The organism is Pectobacterium sp. S5 (assembly GCF_051707265.1).
GTDB lineage: Bacteria > Pseudomonadota > Gammaproteobacteria > Enterobacterales > Enterobacteriaceae > Pectobacterium > Pectobacterium polare.
Map to the genome: position 1 here is coordinate 568947 of NZ_JAULSZ010000002.1, position 17273 is coordinate 586219.

At 47.9% G+C, this 17273-nt stretch carries 19 protein-coding genes; 16 read left to right on the forward strand and 3 right to left on the reverse strand.

Annotated features, from left to right (window positions below):
* The first annotated feature begins 215 nt into the window (after positions 1-215).
* From fliD to fliT, 3 genes are read left to right on the forward strand one after another with little or no spacing between them, the layout of a single operon-like run.
* Positions 216-1604 carry a flagellar filament capping protein FliD gene (gene fliD / locus QWJ20_RS12160; RefSeq protein ID WP_433992638.1) on the forward strand — a complete coding sequence of 463 codons (1389 nt, stop codon included), beginning with the start codon at positions 216-218 and terminating at the stop codon, positions 1602-1604.
* A 30-nt stretch (positions 1605-1634) separates the two neighbouring features.
* Positions 1635-2045 carry a flagellar export chaperone FliS gene (gene fliS, locus QWJ20_RS12165; RefSeq protein WP_039285815.1) on the forward strand — a complete coding sequence of 137 codons (411 nt, stop codon included), beginning with the start codon at positions 1635-1637 and terminating at the stop codon, positions 2043-2045.
* Positions 2045-2425 carry a flagella biosynthesis regulatory protein FliT gene (gene fliT, locus QWJ20_RS12170; protein ID WP_039285813.1) on the forward strand — a complete coding sequence of 127 codons (381 nt, stop codon included), beginning with the start codon at positions 2045-2047 and terminating at the stop codon, positions 2423-2425. Before fliS ends, fliT begins: the two co-directional genes overlap by 1 nt.
* A gap of 276 nt (positions 2426-2701) precedes the next feature.
* Here the strand turns inward: fliT and fliE are convergent, their stop codons facing one another.
* Positions 2702-3016, reverse strand: a complete 315-nt coding sequence (gene fliE, locus QWJ20_RS12175) for a flagellar hook-basal body complex protein FliE (RefSeq protein ID WP_010279635.1) — start codon at positions 3014-3016, stop codon at positions 2702-2704.
* 260 nt (positions 3017-3276) lie between these two features.
* Between fliE and fliF the strand changes: the two genes are divergently transcribed.
* The 13 genes from fliF to fliR all read left to right on the forward strand — a co-directional run bounded on the left by fliF (position 3277) and on the right by fliR (position 14158).
* On the forward strand, positions 3277-4995 hold the full coding sequence (gene fliF / locus QWJ20_RS12180) for a flagellar basal-body MS-ring/collar protein FliF (protein ID WP_433992639.1): 1719 nt from the start codon (positions 3277-3279) through the stop codon (positions 4993-4995).
* Positions 4992-5984: a flagellar motor switch protein FliG gene (fliG, locus tag QWJ20_RS12185; protein WP_039311714.1), complete on the forward strand. Its 993-nt coding sequence runs from the start codon at positions 4992-4994 to the stop codon at positions 5982-5984. The genes fliF and fliG overlap by 4 nt, the downstream gene beginning before the upstream one ends.
* Complete coding sequence (fliH, locus tag QWJ20_RS12190) at positions 5977-6699, forward strand: flagellar assembly protein FliH (RefSeq protein WP_130638651.1); 723 nt, start codon at positions 5977-5979, stop codon at positions 6697-6699. The genes fliG and fliH overlap by 8 nt, the downstream gene beginning before the upstream one ends.
* Positions 6699-8069 (forward strand): flagellar protein export ATPase FliI, encoded by a 1371-nt coding sequence (gene fliI, locus QWJ20_RS12195; protein ID WP_095994902.1) that lies wholly within the window; start codon positions 6699-6701, stop codon positions 8067-8069. The genes fliH and fliI overlap by 1 nt, the downstream gene beginning before the upstream one ends.
* 8 nt (positions 8070-8077) lie before the next feature.
* Complete coding sequence (gene fliJ, locus QWJ20_RS12200; RefSeq protein WP_095699926.1) at positions 8078-8524, forward strand: flagellar export protein FliJ; 447 nt, start codon at positions 8078-8080, stop codon at positions 8522-8524.
* Complete coding sequence (locus QWJ20_RS12205; protein WP_433992640.1) at positions 8521-9816, forward strand: flagellar hook-length control protein FliK; 1296 nt, start codon at positions 8521-8523, stop codon at positions 9814-9816. The genes fliJ and QWJ20_RS12205 overlap by 4 nt, the downstream gene beginning before the upstream one ends.
* Positions 9817-9971: 155 nt before the next feature.
* A complete protein-coding gene (gene fliL / locus QWJ20_RS12210) occupies positions 9972-10451 on the forward strand; it encodes a flagellar basal body-associated protein FliL (RefSeq protein WP_010279620.1) in 480 nt (159 codons plus the stop codon).
* A 5-nt stretch (positions 10452-10456) separates the two neighbouring features.
* On the forward strand, positions 10457-11470 hold the full coding sequence (gene fliM, locus QWJ20_RS12215) for a flagellar motor switch protein FliM (RefSeq protein ID WP_120358590.1): 1014 nt from the start codon (positions 10457-10459) through the stop codon (positions 11468-11470).
* Positions 11463-11876, forward strand: coding sequence for a flagellar motor switch protein FliN (fliN, locus tag QWJ20_RS12220; RefSeq protein WP_010279616.1), 414 nt, complete (start codon positions 11463-11465; stop codon positions 11874-11876). Before fliM ends, fliN begins: the two co-directional genes overlap by 8 nt.
* The gene (gene fliO, locus QWJ20_RS12225) at positions 11876-12298 is read left to right on the forward strand and encodes a flagellar biosynthetic protein FliO (protein ID WP_433992641.1); all 423 of its coding nucleotides are present in this window, start codon (positions 11876-11878) and stop codon (positions 12296-12298) included. Before fliN ends, fliO begins: the two co-directional genes overlap by 1 nt.
* 77 nt (positions 12299-12375) lie before the next feature.
* The gene (gene fliP / locus QWJ20_RS12230) at positions 12376-13071 is read left to right on the forward strand and encodes a flagellar type III secretion system pore protein FliP (protein ID WP_174870070.1); all 696 of its coding nucleotides are present in this window, start codon (positions 12376-12378) and stop codon (positions 13069-13071) included.
* 20 nt (positions 13072-13091) lie between these two features.
* Positions 13092-13361 (forward strand): flagellar biosynthesis protein FliQ, encoded by a 270-nt coding sequence (gene fliQ / locus QWJ20_RS12235; RefSeq protein WP_010279609.1) that lies wholly within the window; start codon positions 13092-13094, stop codon positions 13359-13361.
* A 2-nt stretch (positions 13362-13363) separates the two neighbouring features.
* Positions 13364-14158: a flagellar biosynthetic protein FliR gene (gene fliR / locus QWJ20_RS12240; protein WP_249681897.1), complete on the forward strand. Its 795-nt coding sequence runs from the start codon at positions 13364-13366 to the stop codon at positions 14156-14158.
* A 373-nt stretch (positions 14159-14531) separates the two neighbouring features.
* Here fliR and flgL read toward each other — a convergent pair whose 3' ends face one another.
* Together flgL and flgK are read right to left on the reverse strand one after the other, a co-directional pair.
* Positions 14532-15485, reverse strand: a complete 954-nt coding sequence (gene flgL / locus QWJ20_RS12245; protein ID WP_205556447.1) for a flagellar hook-associated protein FlgL — start codon at positions 15483-15485, stop codon at positions 14532-14534.
* 31 nt (positions 15486-15516) lie between these two features.
* A complete protein-coding gene (gene flgK / locus QWJ20_RS12250) occupies positions 15517-17211 on the reverse strand; it encodes a flagellar hook-associated protein FlgK (RefSeq protein WP_433992642.1) in 1695 nt (564 codons plus the stop codon).
* Positions 17212-17273 lie beyond the last annotated feature (62 nt).

Here is a 17273-nt window from a genome sequence, read left to right on the forward strand (position 1 = left end):
ATTTATCGGAACACTTTTCAAAAGCTTTAATTTTTTACCACACATATCTTTTTTTTGAGCCTGATAGCACAACTAAATCTCTGTCCAGCGACGCTTAAGACAGGATCCATAATACTGGATAGAAATAACTCCCGCTCAAAATGCTAAACTTATTATTCGTACTGCCGATAACTGATACATAGACCATTGGCTCTGGACAGATAAAGGATTCGATCATGGCAAGCGTAACTTCATTAGGTGTGGGTTCAGGTTTAGATTTGGCCGGTTTGTTAACCCAATTGAGAACAGCTGAAAACCAACGTTTGACGCCCATTACAACACAACAAGCCAGTTATAAAGCTCAACTTACTGGTGTCAGTGCGCTTAAAAGTTCACTCGATAAGCTCAATACCGCTACCAATGCCTTAGCCAAATCACAGTCATTCGGCATTGTCGCGGGATCGATAGATGGAATAACCAACACAAAAGTATCCAGCACCAATAAGGTATTTACTGCAACAACAAGCAGCAAAGCTGTCGCTGGCAGTTATAGTATTGAAGTACAACAATTAGCTCAAGCTCACTCCATTACCTCTGGAGTTAAGACAAGTGCAACCACAGCGCTAAGCTCATCAGATAGCAGTCTCACTATAGCCCAGGCCGATGGTAAGTCATTGACGGTTGACATTAAAGGTGGGGAAACTTCGTTAAACGACGTCCGGGATGCGATTAATAAAGCAAACGGCGGCGTAAGCGCGAGTGTAGTCAAAGCCAAAGATAATGAATATTACCTGATGCTAACAGCCAGAAACAGCGGCGAAAAAGGTGAAATGACAATCACTGACAGCGGTAGTGTTCTGGGTTCAACAACCGAAAAGGTTGCCGCACAGAATTCCGTGATCATTGCAAACGGTATTACCATTGAACGCCAAAGCAATACGATTGATGATGCCTTTGAGGGCGTCAACTTAACGCTACAGGCTAAGACAGAAGCAGGTAAACCCGAAACCCTGACGGTTGATCAAGACATCACGGGTATGAAAGATGCGATAAAAGCATGGGTTGATGCATATAACGGCCTGCAAGATACTGTTGCTGCACAAACTAAATACACCGCAGTTGAAGTCGGGGAAAGTCAATCCAGCACAAACGGTGCGTTAATCGGTGACTCAACGGTTCGTGGCATACAGAACAAACTTAAAGCACAGCTCACCACAGTACAAACCGGAGATGGTGAGTTTAATATTCTCGCCGATTTAGGCATCAAACAAAACTTTAAGACCGGTAAACTTGAAATAGACAACACGGCTTTGGAAAAAGCGCTTAAAGAAGAGCCAGGTAAGGTTCAAGCCTTTTTCGTGGGTGATAATGACAAAACTGGTTTTGCGACAGAAACCCGTGTTTATCTGAAAGAACTCCTTGATACCGTCGATGGTACAATCAAAACGAAAGAAGATGGTATTAATAAAACGATCAAAAGCCTGGATACCCAATCTCAGCGAATCAAAGCCGGTATTGAAGATACAATTGCTCGCTACCAGAAACAGTTTACAGATCTTGATAAAGCGATGTCTAACATGAGCTCAACCAGTGCAAGTTTGGCCAGCATGTTCTCCAAGCTCTAAAGTTTGCTGATTAAGTAGATAGGTAACGAGATGTACAATATGAAAGGCAGTCAGGCCTACGCTCAGGTAGGCCTTGAAAGCAGTGTGATGAGCGCAAGCCCTCACCAGCTTATCGTCATGTTGTTTGATGGTGCGCGCAGTGCAATGGTGCGCGCACGCATCCTCATGGAGCAAGGCGATATCCCGGGCAAAGGCATGGCGTTATCTAAAGCGATCAACATTATCAATAACGGACTAAAAGCCGGTTTGGACATGGAAAGAGGGGGAGAACTCGTTGAAAACTTGTCCGCCCTGTACGATTACATGTCTCAGCGTTTGTTGATTGCCAATTTACATAACGATGCAAAAGCAATAGAAGACGTCGAAGCGTTGCTGGAAAACATCGCTGATGCCTGGCGGCAAATCGGTCCTAATTACAAACCAGAGCAGGAAGTACGTTAATGGCCTCCCCCCATCGGCTTCTAAAAGATTACCAACAGCTTTTGTCTCTGAGTCAAAAAATTCTTCATTTGGCTGTCAGTGGCCAGTGGGATACGTTGGTTGAGCAAGAGATTGTTTATGTTCAGTCCGTTGAAGGCTTAGTTAACACGCCAATTCCTGACGAAATTGACAGCGTGATGCGTTTGCATCTGCGACAGATTTTGCAGGAAGTGATGGATAATGAAGCGAAAGTAAAACAACTTCTGCAGAAGCGGATGGACGAGTTAAGTTCGTTAATGGGGCAATCACTGAAGCAAAAGTCAATTAATACGACTTATAGCGAATTTGCGGGCCATCGATTGCTACCTGGTGAACCCGCGCCAGGTGAGCCAAGCTCATAATTTCATACTCGTTATATACGACACTCGCGCTCCTATCTTCACCTGATACGGGCGCGTTTTTTTTATCCACAAACGGTGCTTTTACTCTGCATGCTCAGACTATCTGGCATAACAAAATCAGTGCGCGTTAAGAATTTGAAGATTGGAGTGTTTGAAGACAAGGAGTAAACAGGCGGGTACTGAGCACAAATAAAGATTGTGCGTAATTTCATTGCATTAACAGTGAGATTACGCACAATGGCTTTACTGGTTGCCGATTGATGTCATTGAACGACATCAAACAGACATATTCATCACTTCCTGATACGCAGATACCAGCTTATTACGCACCTGAATGCCCATCTGCATTGAAATGGATGATTTCTGTAAATCCACCATCACATCATTCAATGCTACGCCTGGCACACCCAAGGTAAATTTTTCAGCCTGCGTACGAGCCGTCTGCTGCGTGTCGCTGATCTTATCGATCGCGGCTTTCAGCTCACTGGCAAAACCAGGTTCTACCGATGGTCTGGCTATTGGTGTGTCAGCAGCTTGCAGAGCTTTGACCTGCATTTGCTGTAAAACACCATCTATACCTTGAACTGACATAACACCTCACTACATCATACAGAGTAGACTGCTTATGCATTTTCTATGACAGCATTACCCTACCACACAGCTTTTCAGATAAATCGCACAATTAGCGCGAAAAATGCCACCTTATCGACCCATCGATTTTTCTTTTACGGAAAATAATGACATGCCGATAAATGTAGGCGAAATGTTTTATTGATTGCGCAATCAGGGAGTTCTGTTTTGTCACGTCACAACGTTAAGTATATCGTTCAACAACCAAGCAGAGATAGAGTATGAACGCCTCATTAACCGGCTCCGCTACCGGTAAAAATAGCTTTGGCGAAATACTCAACCGGTTACGCGCCAATCCGAAGATCCCACTATTGATCGCAGCAGCTGCGACCACTGCCATCGTCGTTGCATTGACTCTATGGGCCAAAGGCCCAGATTATCGGGTTCTTTATAGCAACATAAATGACCGAGATGGCGGTGCGATTGTCAGCGAATTAACAAAGCTGAACGTTCCTTATCGTTTTGCGGAGAACGGCGGCGCGATCATGATTCCCGCCGAAAATGTCTATGAGACCCGACTCCGACTTGCTCAATTGGGGCTGCCAAAAGGCGGCGCGGTTGGCTTTGAATTGCTCGATCAAGAAAAATTTGGCATCAGCCAATTCAGTGAGCAGATAAATTACCAGCGTGCGCTGGAAGGTGAGCTGTCCAGAACGATAGAAACGCTCGGCCCTGTCCAGAATGCGCGAGTTCACCTTGCCATACCGAAGCCTTCACTGTTCGTTCGTGAACAAAAAGCCCCCTCTTCTTCTGTCACCCTGACATTACAACCAGGTCGTGCATTAGATGAAGGTCAAATCAATTCCATCGTTTATATGGTTTCCAGCAGCGTTGCTGGCCTGCCACCAGATAATGTTACGGTCGTCGATCAGACCGGACGCCTGTTAACCCAGGCAGGCGGCAGCAGCCGCGATCTGAATGCTGCGCAACTGAAGTACAGCAACGAAGTCGAGGCGATGTACCAACGCCGCATAGAGTCAATCATCGCGCCGATGGTTGGCATGGGTAACGTACATGCTCAGGTTACCGCGCAAATCGATTTCTCTGCTCGCGAACAAACTGACGAGCAGTATCAACCTAACCAACCGCCAGACAAAGCGGCTGTTCGCTCTCAGCAAACCAGCCAGAGTGAGCAAAAAGGCGGCCCGAACGTCGGTGGCGTTCCAGGTGCATTAACCAATCAGCCCGCACCGGCACCTACAGCCCCTATCGCAACACCGCCAAATAATGCCAATGCGAACAATCAGGCTGGCCAGCAGAACCAAAACAATGCGGCAGGTGCGCAAGCTAATGCGGCAAATGCAAATACCGTTATTCAGACATCAAATGTTCGTAATGATGCAACAACCAACTATGAAGTCGACAAAACGATTTTACATACCAAACACAGTTCGGGTGGTGTGAAGCGCTTGTCTGCGGCCGTTATTGTTAACTACCAGCCTCCTGGTGAGGACGGCAAACCGGTTGCACTGACGGAAGAACAGATCAAACAGATTGAAACAGTAGCACGCGAAGCAATGGGCTTCTCCACTGAACGTGGCGATACATTAAATGTCGTGAATACGCCATTTATGGATAGCACTGACGGTTCTGGCGAACTCCCATTCTGGCAAAAACAGGCATTTTTCGATCTCCTGATGGAAGCTGGCCGCTGGCTGCTGGTTCTGATCGTTGCCTGGATTCTGTGGCGTAAACTGGTTCGTCCACAATTGCAGAGAAAAGCACAGCAACAAGAAGCGGCGCTGGCGGCGGCTGCACTATCTCAAGGTACAGACAGCGATGTTATGGTCAACTTGAGTAGCTCGGAAGTTGAACAGCAGCGGAAATCGCAGCAACGCGTCAATGCAGAAATGCAAAGTAACCGCATACGTGAAATGGCAGAGAACGATCCACGCGTTGTCGCTCTGGTAATCCGTCAATGGATGAGTACTGAACTATGACCCTCACAGGAACAGAAAAAAGCGCCATCTTATTGATGACCATTGGTGAAGACCGCGCCGCGGAAGTGTTTACTCATCTTTCGACTAAAGAAGTGCAGCACCTGAGTTCTGCAATGGCGAACATGAGGCAGGTATCACAACAGCAGTTGCTCGAAATTCTGAGAGAATTTGAGGCTGATTCAGAGCAATATGCCGCTCTCAGCGTGAATGCGGGTGACTACCTTCGTTCAGTGCTTGTCAAAGCTCTTGGTGAAGAGCGAGCGTCTAGTCTGCTGGAAGATATTCTGGAGAGCCGCGACTCTACGAGTGGAATGGAAACACTCAACTTTATGGAGCCGCAGATTGCCGCAGACCTTATTCGCGACGAACACCCGCAGATTATCGCAACAATCTTGGTGCACCTGAAGCGTGCTCAGGCTGCCGATATCTTAGCCCTGTTTGACGAACGTCTTCGTCATGACGTTATGCTACGTATCGCGACCTTCGGCGGCGTTCAGCCTTCCGCACTGGCAGAATTGACAGACGTTCTGAATGGCTTGCTGGATGGTCAGAATCTCAAACGCAGCAAAATGGGTGGTGTTCGTACTGCGGCTGAGATTATCAACCTGATGAAAACCCAGCAGGAAGAAGCGGTTATCGATGCTGTACGCGAATTCGATGGCGAACTGGCACAGAAAATCATCGACGAAATGTTCCTGTTCGAAAATCTGGTGGACGTGGACGACCGCAGTATCCAGCGCCTTCTGCAAGAAGTCGAGTCCGAGTCTCTGCTGTTGGCATTGAAAGGCGCCGAAGAGCCTTTACGCGAGAAATTCCTGCGCAATATGTCTCAGCGTGCTGCAGAAATTCTTCGCGACGACCTTTCGACTCGCGGCCCAGTACGTATGTCGCAGGTCGAAAACGAACAGAAAGCCATTCTGCTTATTGTCCGTCGACTGGCAGACAGCGGCGAGATGATTATCGGTGGCGGCGAGGATGCTTATGTCTAACGCTCCCAAAAGCCTGGCCTGGCAGCCTTGGAAGCCTAACGATTTGGCTGAACCCGTTTCAAAGTCCGTTCCAACCTATCAGGTAAGTGATGAACCTGAATTGTCGGACATCGAGAATTTCTCTGAAGAAAACGTCCTTTCTACCGCAGAGGACGAACTCGCCTCTCTGCGTGAAAGCACGATGCAACAGGCACGAGAAACGGGTTTTGCGCAAGGCCACCAACAAGGTTATGACGCCGGTTATCAGGAGGGTTTAGCCAAAGGGCAACAGCAGGGCTTACAAAACGCCTTGCAGCAGCAGCAGCCGATCATCGAACAAATGCAGCAAATGGTCACCGAATTCCAACAGACGCTGGATACACTCGACAGTGTGATCCCCGCTCGTTTGATGCAGTTGGCGTTGACCGCAGCCAAGCAGATTCTGGGGCAACCTCCGGTATGCGACGGTAATGCGCTGCTCGGTCAGATACAGCAATTGATTCAGCAAGAGCCTATGTTTTCAGGTAGAACGCAGTTGCGCGTTCACCCTTCAGATCTGGAACGTGTTGAACAGTTTTTGGGCCCAACACTCAGCTTACATGGTTGGAGATTGCTTGCCGATAGCCAACTTCACCCTGGTGGTTGTAAAGTCAGCGCGGAAGAAGGCGATTTGGATGCCAGTCTGGCAACACGCTGGCACGAACTTTGCCGTTTAGCCGCACCAGGAGAACTATGATGACTTCGCGCCTCGGACGCTGGCTTTCTTCTCTCGATTCATTTGAGAAGCGCATTGATGACACGCCTTCGGTGCGTCGTTACGGCCGCTTAACCCGGGCGACAGGTTTGGTATTGGAAGCGACAGGGTTACATATGCCACTGGGTGCCACCTGCCTCATTGAGCGGCAGAATGGCTCACAGGTTGAAGAAATCGAAAGTGAAGTTGTCGGTTTCAACGGGCAAAAACTCTTTCTTATGCCGCTGGAAGAAGTTGAAGGTATTACCCCCGGAGCACGTGTCTACGCCCGCGTCGGCCAAGACAGCAGCAGCCAGGGGAAGCAATTACCATTAGGCCCTGAATTACTGGGCCGAGTACTGGATGGTAGCGCAAAACCGCTGGATGGTTTACCTGCGCCGGATACAGGCTATCGCGCAGCGCTGATTACGCCACCGTTTAACCCATTACAAAGAACGGCTATCGACAGTGTTCTGGATGTAGGTGTTCGAGCCATCAACGCATTGCTTACCGTGGGCAGGGGGCAGCGAATGGGTCTGTTTGCGGGTTCCGGGGTGGGTAAAAGTGTGCTGTTGGGTATGATGGCACGCTATACTCAGGCTGATGTCATCGTTGTTGGACTTATCGGTGAACGTGGCCGAGAAGTGAAAGACTTTATCGAGAATATCTTGGGCACGGAAGGACGAGCGCGCTCCGTCGTTATTGCCGCACCGGCTGATGTTTCTCCATTATTAAGGATGCAGGGTGCCGCGTATGCCACGCGTATTGCTGAAGATTTTCGCGATCGCGGGCATCACGTTCTGCTCATCATGGATTCGCTCACACGTTATGCCATGGCACAGCGTGAAATTGCTTTAGCGATTGGCGAACCGCCAGCAACCAAGGGTTATCCCCCTTCTGTCTTCGCTAAATTACCTGCGCTAGTAGAGCGCGCAGGAAATGGTATTCATGGAGGTGGTTCAGTCACCGCCTTCTATACTGTTCTAACAGAAGGTGACGATCAGCAGGATCCTATCGCTGACTCCGCTCGTGCCATCCTTGACGGGCATATCGTATTGTCACGTCAATTAGCTGAATCAGGCCATTATCCGGCAATTGATATTGAAGCATCGATTAGTCGTGCGATGACAGCGCTGATCGATGAAGGTCATTATGCTTCTGTAAGGCAGTTTAAACAGTTACTATCCAGCTACCAACGTAACCGTGATTTAGTCAGTGTTGGTGCCTACGCCGCAGGCAGCGACCCTATGCTTGATAAAGCAATTCGGCTTTACCCGCACCTGGAAGCCTTCTTGCAGCAGGGTATGTTTGAACAAAGTAACTATGAAGAGTCCTGCCAGGCGTTGCACACTATTTTCCCTCGTAACGAGTAGGAGAGCAGATGAAAACCCAGTCACCGCTGGTTACACTACGCGAACTGGCGCAGAAGGACGTTGAGAAAGCAGCAGGCCAGTTGGGTCAAGTGCGTCAGGCACATCAACAGGCCGAGCAGCAGCTCAATATGCTGTTAAACTATCAGGATGACTATCGTCAAAAATTGAACTCGACGATGTCCTCTGGTATGGCAAATAATAGCTGGCAAAATTATCAGCAGTTCATCCGAACGTTAGACGGTGCAATTGAGCAACACAGGCAACAGCTCTCGCAGTGGACATCACGTTTAGATTTAGCAATGAAGACTTGGCAAGAAAAACAGCAACGTTTGAACGCATTTGAAAAGCTGCAGGATCGCGAACTGACAAGACAGCTTGCCAAAGAGAACAAAATAGAACAAAAACAAATGGATGAATTTGCCCAACGGGCCTCACAGAGGAAAGCAGAATCATGAATCTGTCCGCGTTACCTATAGCTACCACTGCCAGTGATACAAGCGGTTCTTCCGCTTCGTTACTGACACAGGGTGAGCTGCCAAAAGATTTTGTTGATCTGTTGAGCAAACGCATATCACAAGTAGCCGATACTTCGGGTAAAAAAACGCTCGATAAAGTAGACGAAGAAGCCCTGCTAAGCGCGTTAGGGAAAGATAATGCTTCGCTGAGCCGTGACGATTTAAATGCCCTGCTTTCTTCCTTCAGTTCTCTTACGGGAGCAACGATTACAGCGGGTAAGCAAAATCCAGAAATTATAGGGCAGGCGAAGTTTAAGAATCTGGACAAAAAAGAGAGTGACAGCACGGCAAATGACACTATCGCCATGCAGGCACTGCTTGCCATGTTGCAGACAACGCCGCTTCCTACACAACCTGCCGCTGATAGTATTGCAGCAACTGCCGTAAATGCAGGGTTAATGATTCCAGGGCTTACTGACGCTAAACGCCAGAATGAGGCGTCCGCATCGTTACTAAGCAATACGGGTGAAAGTGCTAAAGGCACGCTGGCAAAATTGCTCGACACGTCAGTGATGCCAGATAAAGATGCAGGCATATCACGCGATCTGCATCATGCAGCCAAGCAAACCTCATCAGCAACAACCGAATCTGCGGATGAGGCTGCAAAGTTTGCGCTAACGACGCCAAACTCCCTTGCAGGCGATCGCAATGTGTCTGAATCAGTCTCTACGTTAGGCAACGGCGCGTCTCAAACAACGCCGCCTGTCGCACAGGCGATGCATATTCAACCGGCATCGGTGGGAACAACCACCCCAGCCCCTCAGGCAACTAACGCACAACTGAATGCACCATTTGGTTCACCGCAATGGCAAGATGCATTGGGCCAGCAAATCATTATGTTCAGCCGTAATGGTCAACAGACCGTAGAGTTACGTTTGAACCCACAGGAATTGGGCGCCCTGCACATCAGTCTAAAAATTGATGATAACCAAGCTCAAATTCATCTGGCTTCAGCAAGCGGTCAGGTTCGTTCAGCGCTGGAAGCTGCGCTGCCTCACCTGCGTAATGCGATGGCAGAGAGCGGAATTAACCTTGGCCAAAGCAGCGTAGGTAGTGATTCCTCTGCCTGGCAGCAGCAAATGGCGGGTAATAATAACGATGGCAACAACCGTGGCCCGTCTTACCAACAGCAATTTGGCCATTCATCAGACAGCACAAGTGAATTATTAGACGTACCAGAACAGTTGAGATCAATGGCATCATCGGTCAACGGCGTTGATATCTTTGCCTGAAAGTGAAGTAAACGAATAAGTTAGCACGATTTTCCCTGCCTATTCTCTGTATTGAACATTGCAATAGGCAGGATAATCATCGACATTACGCATTTATTTATTGTTGGTTTCATCCAGCAGTAAATATCGATAAGTAACGGGAACTATCTTTGGCTATGTCTGATATGCAAGTTCGACCAGGACGTAAACGGTCTATTTGGCTAATACTACTGATTATCGTTGCTCTCGCTGCAACTGGTGCTGCGGGCGCCGCCTGGTGGCTATTAAATCAGAAAAACGCAGCAACGGCTGAGCAGGAAGCACCGCCACCGCCAGAGCCTGTTTTCATGCCACTGGATACTTTTACCGTTAATCTCGTCAATGCAGATAATGACCCTGACCGCGTGTTGTATGTTGGATTCACGCTGCGTTTACCAGATGAAGCAACGCGTACACGGTTTACGAATTATCTGCCAGAAGTTCGCAGCAGACTGTTATTACTGCTTTCTCGTCAGGACGCGATTGCACTTGCCAATGAGCAAGGTAAACAGAAGCTGATAGAGCAAATTAAGCAAGTGCTAAGCCCACCATTAGTTCCTGGTCAACCTAACCAGGTCGTTACTGATGTTCTGTTCACGGCCTTTATACTGCGGTAACCATTATGGGCGATAGTATTCTTTCACAAGCAGAAATTGATGCATTATTAAACGGCGACAGCGGCGATAGTGACGCTGAAGCAAATGCGGCATCAAAAACGGATGGCGGCGTTAAGCCCTATGATCCGAATACTCAGCGACGCGTTATCCGTGAGCGTTTACAGGCGTTAGAGATCATTAATGAACGTTTTGCTCGCCAGTTCAGAATGTCATTATTTAACCTGTTACGCCGTAGCCCTGATATCACCGTAGGTGGAATCAAGATCCAGCCTTACCATGAGTTCGCCAGAAATCTTCCGGTACCGACGAACCTGAATCTGATTCACTTAAAACCGCTACGTGGTACTGCATTATTTGTATTTTCACCAAGCCTGGTATTTATCGCCGTAGATAACCTTTTTGGCGGTGATGGGCGCTTCCCGACGAAAGTTGAAGGACGTGAATTTACCCACACAGAGCAGCGCGTAGTTAAGCGTATGTTGCGCTTGGCTCTGGAAGCCTATGGCGAAGCCTGGAATGCGATTTACAAACTTGACATCGAATACGTACGTTCAGAAATGCAGGTCAAGTTTACCAACATCACGACGTCGCCCAACGATATTGTCGTAACGACACCGTTCCATGTTGAAATCGGCTCACTGACTGGCGAATTTAACATCTGTATTCCTTTTTCAATGATCGAGCCGCTGCGCGAACTGCTCGCGAACCCGCCATTGGAAAACTCTCGTCAGGAAGATCAGAGCTGGCGTGACACCCTAGCCAAGCAAGTACAGCATTCCGAATTGGAACTCGTTGCAAGCTTTGTTGATATTCCGCTGCGATTGTCCAAGATTCTGAAGCTGCAGCCCGGCGATGTGTTACCGATCGACAAACCTGACAAAATCGTTGCTCATGTTGACGGCGTGCCTGTGCTGACCAGCCAATATGGCACATTAAACGGGCAATACGCCCTACGTGTTGAACATTTGATTAACCCTATATTGAATTCTCTGGATAACGAGGAACAGCCCCATGAGTGACACCAAGAAACCGTCCGACGACAAGGAATCAGTGGACGATCTGTGGGCTGATGCATTTAACGAGCAGCAGGCTGCAGAAAAACCGGCCGCGACAACGGAAGGCATTTTTAAGTCTCTAGACGGTCATGATCCGCTGGGTGCCCTGCAAGATATCGATCTGATATTGGATATTCCTGTCAAACTCACCGTTGAGCTTGGCCGAACCAAAATGACGATAAAAGAGCTGCTGCGCCTGACCCAGGGGTCTGTTGTTGCACTTGATGGTTTAGCGGGTGAACCGTTGGATATCCTGATCAACGGCTATCTGATCGCTCAGGGTGAGGTTGTTGTTGTATCTGACAAGTACGGTGTCCGTATTACAGATATCATCACGCCATCCGAACGTATGCGCCGCCTGAGTCGTTAATGGCAACAGCCTCGATGTCATCCCCGGCCCCAGTAGCAAGTCAGCAATCAACACTTGTTACTGAGCCACCACTTACCGGCAGCATGTTACTGACACAGGTTGGTAGCGTGCTCGCTGGTATTTTATTATTTATTCTGCTGATTGCCTGGCTGGCTCGCAAACTCGGCTTTACTCCCCAAGCCAAGCAAAACAAGTTGCTAAAAGTGGTATCCAGTTGCCCTGTCGGGCAGCGTGAACGTGTCGTCATTGTAGAGGTTGATAATACCTGGCTGGTGTTAGGTGTTACGGCTCAGCAAATCACGCCGCTGCATACACTTCCGGCACAACCAACCAACGACAGTTCCTCCACTGGCGATACCAAGCCGGTAGATTTCAATCAACTGTTAAAGAAAGTTTTAAAGCGTCCGGAAAAATCGGAATGAGTGCCTTGCCTAATTATTTTCGTATCACCGCCCTGCTTCGCACACTGCGCTATGGTTTAGCCATCAGTTTATTATTCATGGCACCATCCGTATGGGCGCAGCTTCCCGGAATTGTGACGCAGCCGCTACCTAACGGTGGGCAGAGCTGGACGCTATCAGTACAAACGCTGGTTTTCCTCACGTCATTAACGTTTCTTCCTGCTGCATTGCTAATGATGACCAGCTTCACCCGTATCATCATTGTACTGAGTTTGTTACGTAATGCGCTGGGTACACCAACCGCACCACCGAATCAGGTATTGCTCGGGTTGACGCTTTTCCTGACATTTTTTGTCATGTCGCCAGTATTAAACCGCGTTTATGACGAAGCCTATCTTCCCTTCAGTCAGGATCAGATCAGCATGGAAGTCGCCATAGAACGTGGCGCGGAACCCGTGCGTGAGTTCATGCTGCGGCAGACCCGGGAAACCGATCTGGCGTTATTTACCCGACTGGCAGCAATTCCAGAGATTCAGGGGCCTGAAGCAGTACCTATGCGTGTACTTCTCCCCGCATTTGTGACAAGTGAGCTAAAAACCGCGTTCCAGATTGGTTTCACCGTGTTTATTCCTTTCCTTATCATCGACCTCGTTGTTGCCAGTGTATTGATGGCGCTGGGTATGATGATGGTTCCTCCGGCGACAATTTCGTTGCCTTTTAAACTCATGCTTTTCGTATTAGTCGATGGCTGGCAGCTGCTACTCGGTTCATTAGCCCAAAGTTTTTATAGTTAGACGAATAGAGGAATGGGACTATGACACCAGAATCGGTGATGGCGCTTGGCTATGAGGCAATGAAGGTAGCATTGGCGTTGGCGGCGCCTCCGTTGATGGCAGCACTGCTCAGCGGGCTGCTTATTAGTCTCTTACAGGCTGCCACTCAGATAAACGAAATGACGCTGTCGTTTATCCCTAAAATTCTAACGGTCTTCTTCACCTTAGTGATCGCTGGCCCTTGGATGTTAAACCTCATGCTGGACTATATGCGTACGCTATTCGGCCAGTTACCTAATATTATTGGGTAGGCATGCTGACGTTTAACAGTTGGGACATGGTGAATTGGGTCAGTCAGTTTTTCTGGCCTTTTGTCAGAATTCTCGCACTGATCAGCACCGCTCCTGTCTTTAACGAAAGAGCGATTGGCAATCGGGTAAAAATCGGTCTGGGCGTACTGATTACCCTACTCGTTGCGCCCTATTTGCCGTTAAACACCACGCCTATTTTTTCCGTCGCGGGCGTATGGCTGTTAATACAGCAAATTCTCATCGGTGTTACGCTCGGTCTGTCAATGCAGTTAGCATTTGCCGCTATTCGCCATGCCGGCGAACTCATTGGCTTACAAATGGGGCTTGCTTTTGCGACCTTCTTTGATCCCACTGGCGGCCCGAATATGCAGGTAGTCGCCCGCTTCCTGAATATTCTTGCAATCTTATTATTCTTAACATTTGATGGGCACCTCTGGATGATTTCGCTATTAGCAGATAGTTTCTATACTCTGCCAATCAGCGCCAATCCTATTAACAGCCATGCTTTTCTCGCTCTTGCTCGTGCCGGTGGACTGATTTTTATTAACGGATTGATGCTAGCGCTGCCAATCATAACTCTATTGCTAACCATTAACCTGGCATTAGGCATGCTTAACCGCGTCGCCCCCCAACTCTCAATATTTGTCGTTGGCTTTCCGATTACCCTCACAGTGGGAATTATGACGCTGGGTTTATTACTCCCACTCGTTCCCCCCTTTGCAGAGCATTTATTCAGCGAAGTATTCGACTTACTCGCTGATATTCTCACTCAGCTATCAAGTCCTAGCTCCCAATAGTAGAATTAAGAAATCCGTAGTGGTCGACGTTAGGCCAATACTGATATCGTGCGCGTATATTTATTCCTCACTTCAACATCCTATCGCGACTTGTCATATGGCTATGCAAAGCTGTAACTTTACCAAATCACGCGTAGGAAGTTGCGCCAGACATCGATGCACTAGAACAACCGATGTACTAAAACAATCTATGCTCTAAAGAAACAGGTGTTATATAAACGAGATGCCAGAGAGAAGTGGGGGACGATCGGAGGAATAAAAAATGGCATGTCATCCATTCAATATAATGAAGGGAGTGACACGCCTAAAAAATACGCCCGGTTTAAGCGTATTCAAACCGTAAAGTAGAATAGAAAAATATCGTCTATTTCTACTATCGCATCTGGAATAGCGACATTCCTTGCATATTCTGGAAAGCCGTATAAGAGGCCTGTAGAGAAGACTGCTGCATGATATAAGACGAAATTGCGTCATACCAATCAGTATCCTGCAGCTGCCCCAATGCAGTCTTATTGGCTACATCACGATCTTTACCAATAGCATCAAGGTTATCAATCTCATTGAGCTGAATACCCAACTCTGCACGAACGGCTGAAATATTATTAAAGGAATTTTTTAAACCACGGTTTGCCGTCTCTAATGCCGCTGCCACACTGGCTTTTGTTGCATCGTCAGCATCAGCAACAGGCGTTTCAAGCGCTTTAATTGCAATATCCAAAGTCTCAAATAAATCTGACTGGATACTACCATCCGGTTCTGCTTGAGCATCACCGGTTGTTCCATTGAACACCGCGGAACCAACATGGCTAACCGTCATATTTCGTGACGCATCTACGCGTTGTGAGATCGCCTGATTACCACCCAAATACTCAACGCCTGTGGCCCCATCAACAAAAGGAATTTTGTCGGTGTTATAACCAGCAAAAATATAATTACCGTTACCATCAGTGCTGTTAGCCATATTCAGCAATTCAGCTTTCATGCCACGCAGGGAAGTCGCGACCGACTTGCGATCGTCATCACTCAGAACACCACCGCCTTTGATTACTTCGGTCAACGCGCTGCTAATCGTGGTCGTGCTTTTGTCCAGAATAGACTCTTCCAGAGACATACTTTGCTTCGCAAATGTGCGAGCTAGCGTGTACTGACCATTCTCCGACTGGGCCTGGCCAAGCATAATCGCTCCCGCCGCAGCGATCGGGTCATCTGATGGATTTACGACACGTTTACCGGTTGACAGCTGCTCACCCGTTTTTTGCCACGTTGCCTGACCATTCATAATGCCTTGCATATTTTGCTGGTATATCATGCTGGTACTTAAGCGCATGGTATCAATTCCTCTTAATCAAATGGTCAAACTAGCTACGTGCGGCTAATAAAGCGTCGAATATGGATTGTGCTGTTTTGATGACCTGAGCATTTGCCATATAGTATTGCTGGTAACGCATCAGATCGCCGTATTCCTCATCCAAGTTCACACCGGATACAGACTGCTGCTCTGCCGTTAGTTGTTTAACAACGTTTTGCTGTGATGTGTTATTTATCTTCAGCGTACTGGTCTGGTTACCGATCATGCCCACCAAGCTCGCGTACGCGCCAGAAGCACTCGCTTTACCACCTACAATTTTTTCATTTTGTAGCGCAAGTAATGCCTTGGCATTGGTATTATCACCTACCCCACCAAACACGGGATTGCCGCTTCCATCCACAACCGGATTGCCAGCAGAATCAAGCTTAACGGATGCCGCAGCAATCTTATTAGGGTCAGAAATAGCAACGGACATATCGGTAATGACATCATTAACTGGTTTGAGCAAGAAACTGTCGTTCGTTGCTGGCGTACCCGAGATAGTCATCTTGATACCATCAAAATTCAGGCTGTTATCAGAGGTATCCACGGTTGCCGTAAATTTTGAGTTGTCAGATAAACGGGTAACTTGCCAGCTAGCGCCATCATATTTAACCGAATAATTGGCCGCTTGTACGTCTTTGGTATCAGTGTAAGACGGAGTCAATACGGCATTACCCCCGTTCTTGCTGTCATTTAGAACGACAGCCTTACCAAACGAAAAGAAATCGCCGCCTTTGACCCCATCGTGGTCAAAACCTTTTTGGTGCTGGGCATTAAATGCATCAGCAAACGCTAATGCTAACTGCCCTAACTGATTACGCGCCTCATCTAGCGTCTCGGAACGGAAAGAGATCAAACCACCTAATGAGCCACCGGTTAATGTACTCTCATTCAACGTGACAACATCGTTTGTCCGGTCTTTATATCCGATGGTGAGGCGAGATGGGTCGATGCTGGAACTAATTGCAACTAATTGATTGCTCGTACCTGCCTGAACCAGATTTGTACCGTTCTTTAATGCAACGTTATAGACGATTCCATCCTGAACAGTGACGTCAACGCCTACCAATTTATTGAGCTGATCGACAAGAAGATCGCGTTGATCGAGCAAATCGTTAGGCATAGTGCCACTATTTGCGCCCATTAGTTTCGTGATTTCGTTGTTTAACGAGGCGATCTGATCGGTATACGTATTAATTTGGCCAACAGTACTTTGAATCTGTGTATTCAGCCCGCTGTCCATGTCACGCAGGTATTTATCCGTGACCTTGAATTGGTTTACCAGCCCTTCAGCTTTGCCCAGTACAGTTTGACGAGTCGACGAATCACCCGCGTTACTGGTGAGGTTTTGCAGGTTAGAAAAGAAACCCTGTATGGTTGATGAAAGGCTCGTTGCGCTGCTAGCCAGCAGATTATCGATCTTAGAAATTTGCTCGTAGTAAGCAGAAACCGAGCTGCTTGTCGTTTGCGCAGAACGCAGCTGGTTGGTGATGAATTCATTGTACTGACGATTAATGCTAACAACATTAACACCGTTACCAATATACCCAGCGGATGTGCTGCTGCTAGTTGCTTGCTCAAGAATTGCATTTTGCCGACTATAGCCAGTAACAGCCTGATTACTAATGTTGTTACTCACGGTACTCAGCGCAACCTGTGCACCTTTTAAGCCACTCATCGCGGTGTTAATTAAATTGGACATAGGGTGTTGTTCCTTTTACACAGGCTTTTTTCGCCCTGCGCGATTAACCAAATGCTGAAAGC

Coding starts and splice junctions, on each gene's coding strand:
- fliD (WP_433992638.1), top strand. CDS start 216: ATGGCAAGCGTAACTTCATTAGGTGTGGGTTCAGGTTTAGATTTGGCC.
- fliS (WP_039285815.1), top strand. CDS start 1,635: ATGTACAATATGAAAGGCAGTCAGGCCTACGCTCAGGTAGGCCTTGAA.
- fliT (WP_039285813.1), top strand. CDS start 2,045: ATGGCCTCCCCCCATCGGCTTCTAAAAGATTACCAACAGCTTTTGTCT.
- fliE (WP_010279635.1), bottom strand. CDS start 3,016: ATGTCAGTTCAAGGTATAGATGGTGTTTTACAGCAAATGCAGGTCAAA.
- fliF (WP_433992639.1), top strand. CDS start 3,277: ATGAACGCCTCATTAACCGGCTCCGCTACCGGTAAAAATAGCTTTGGC.
- fliG (WP_039311714.1), top strand. CDS start 4,992: ATGACCCTCACAGGAACAGAAAAAAGCGCCATCTTATTGATGACCATT.
- fliH (WP_130638651.1), top strand. CDS start 5,977: ATGTCTAACGCTCCCAAAAGCCTGGCCTGGCAGCCTTGGAAGCCTAAC.
- fliI (WP_095994902.1), top strand. CDS start 6,699: ATGACTTCGCGCCTCGGACGCTGGCTTTCTTCTCTCGATTCATTTGAG.
- fliJ (WP_095699926.1), top strand. CDS start 8,078: ATGAAAACCCAGTCACCGCTGGTTACACTACGCGAACTGGCGCAGAAG.
- QWJ20_RS12205 (WP_433992640.1), top strand. CDS start 8,521: ATGAATCTGTCCGCGTTACCTATAGCTACCACTGCCAGTGATACAAGC.
- fliL (WP_010279620.1), top strand. CDS start 9,972: ATGTCTGATATGCAAGTTCGACCAGGACGTAAACGGTCTATTTGGCTA.
- fliM (WP_120358590.1), top strand. CDS start 10,457: ATGGGCGATAGTATTCTTTCACAAGCAGAAATTGATGCATTATTAAAC.
- fliN (WP_010279616.1), top strand. CDS start 11,463: ATGAGTGACACCAAGAAACCGTCCGACGACAAGGAATCAGTGGACGAT.
- fliO (WP_433992641.1), top strand. CDS start 11,876: ATGGCAACAGCCTCGATGTCATCCCCGGCCCCAGTAGCAAGTCAGCAA.
- fliP (WP_174870070.1), top strand. CDS start 12,376: ATGGCACCATCCGTATGGGCGCAGCTTCCCGGAATTGTGACGCAGCCG.
- fliQ (WP_010279609.1), top strand. CDS start 13,092: ATGACACCAGAATCGGTGATGGCGCTTGGCTATGAGGCAATGAAGGTA.
- fliR (WP_249681897.1), top strand. CDS start 13,364: ATGCTGACGTTTAACAGTTGGGACATGGTGAATTGGGTCAGTCAGTTT.
- flgL (WP_205556447.1), bottom strand. CDS start 15,485: ATGCGCTTAAGTACCAGCATGATATACCAGCAAAATATGCAAGGCATT.
- flgK (WP_433992642.1), bottom strand. CDS start 17,211: ATGTCCAATTTAATTAACACCGCGATGAGTGGCTTAAAAGGTGCACAG.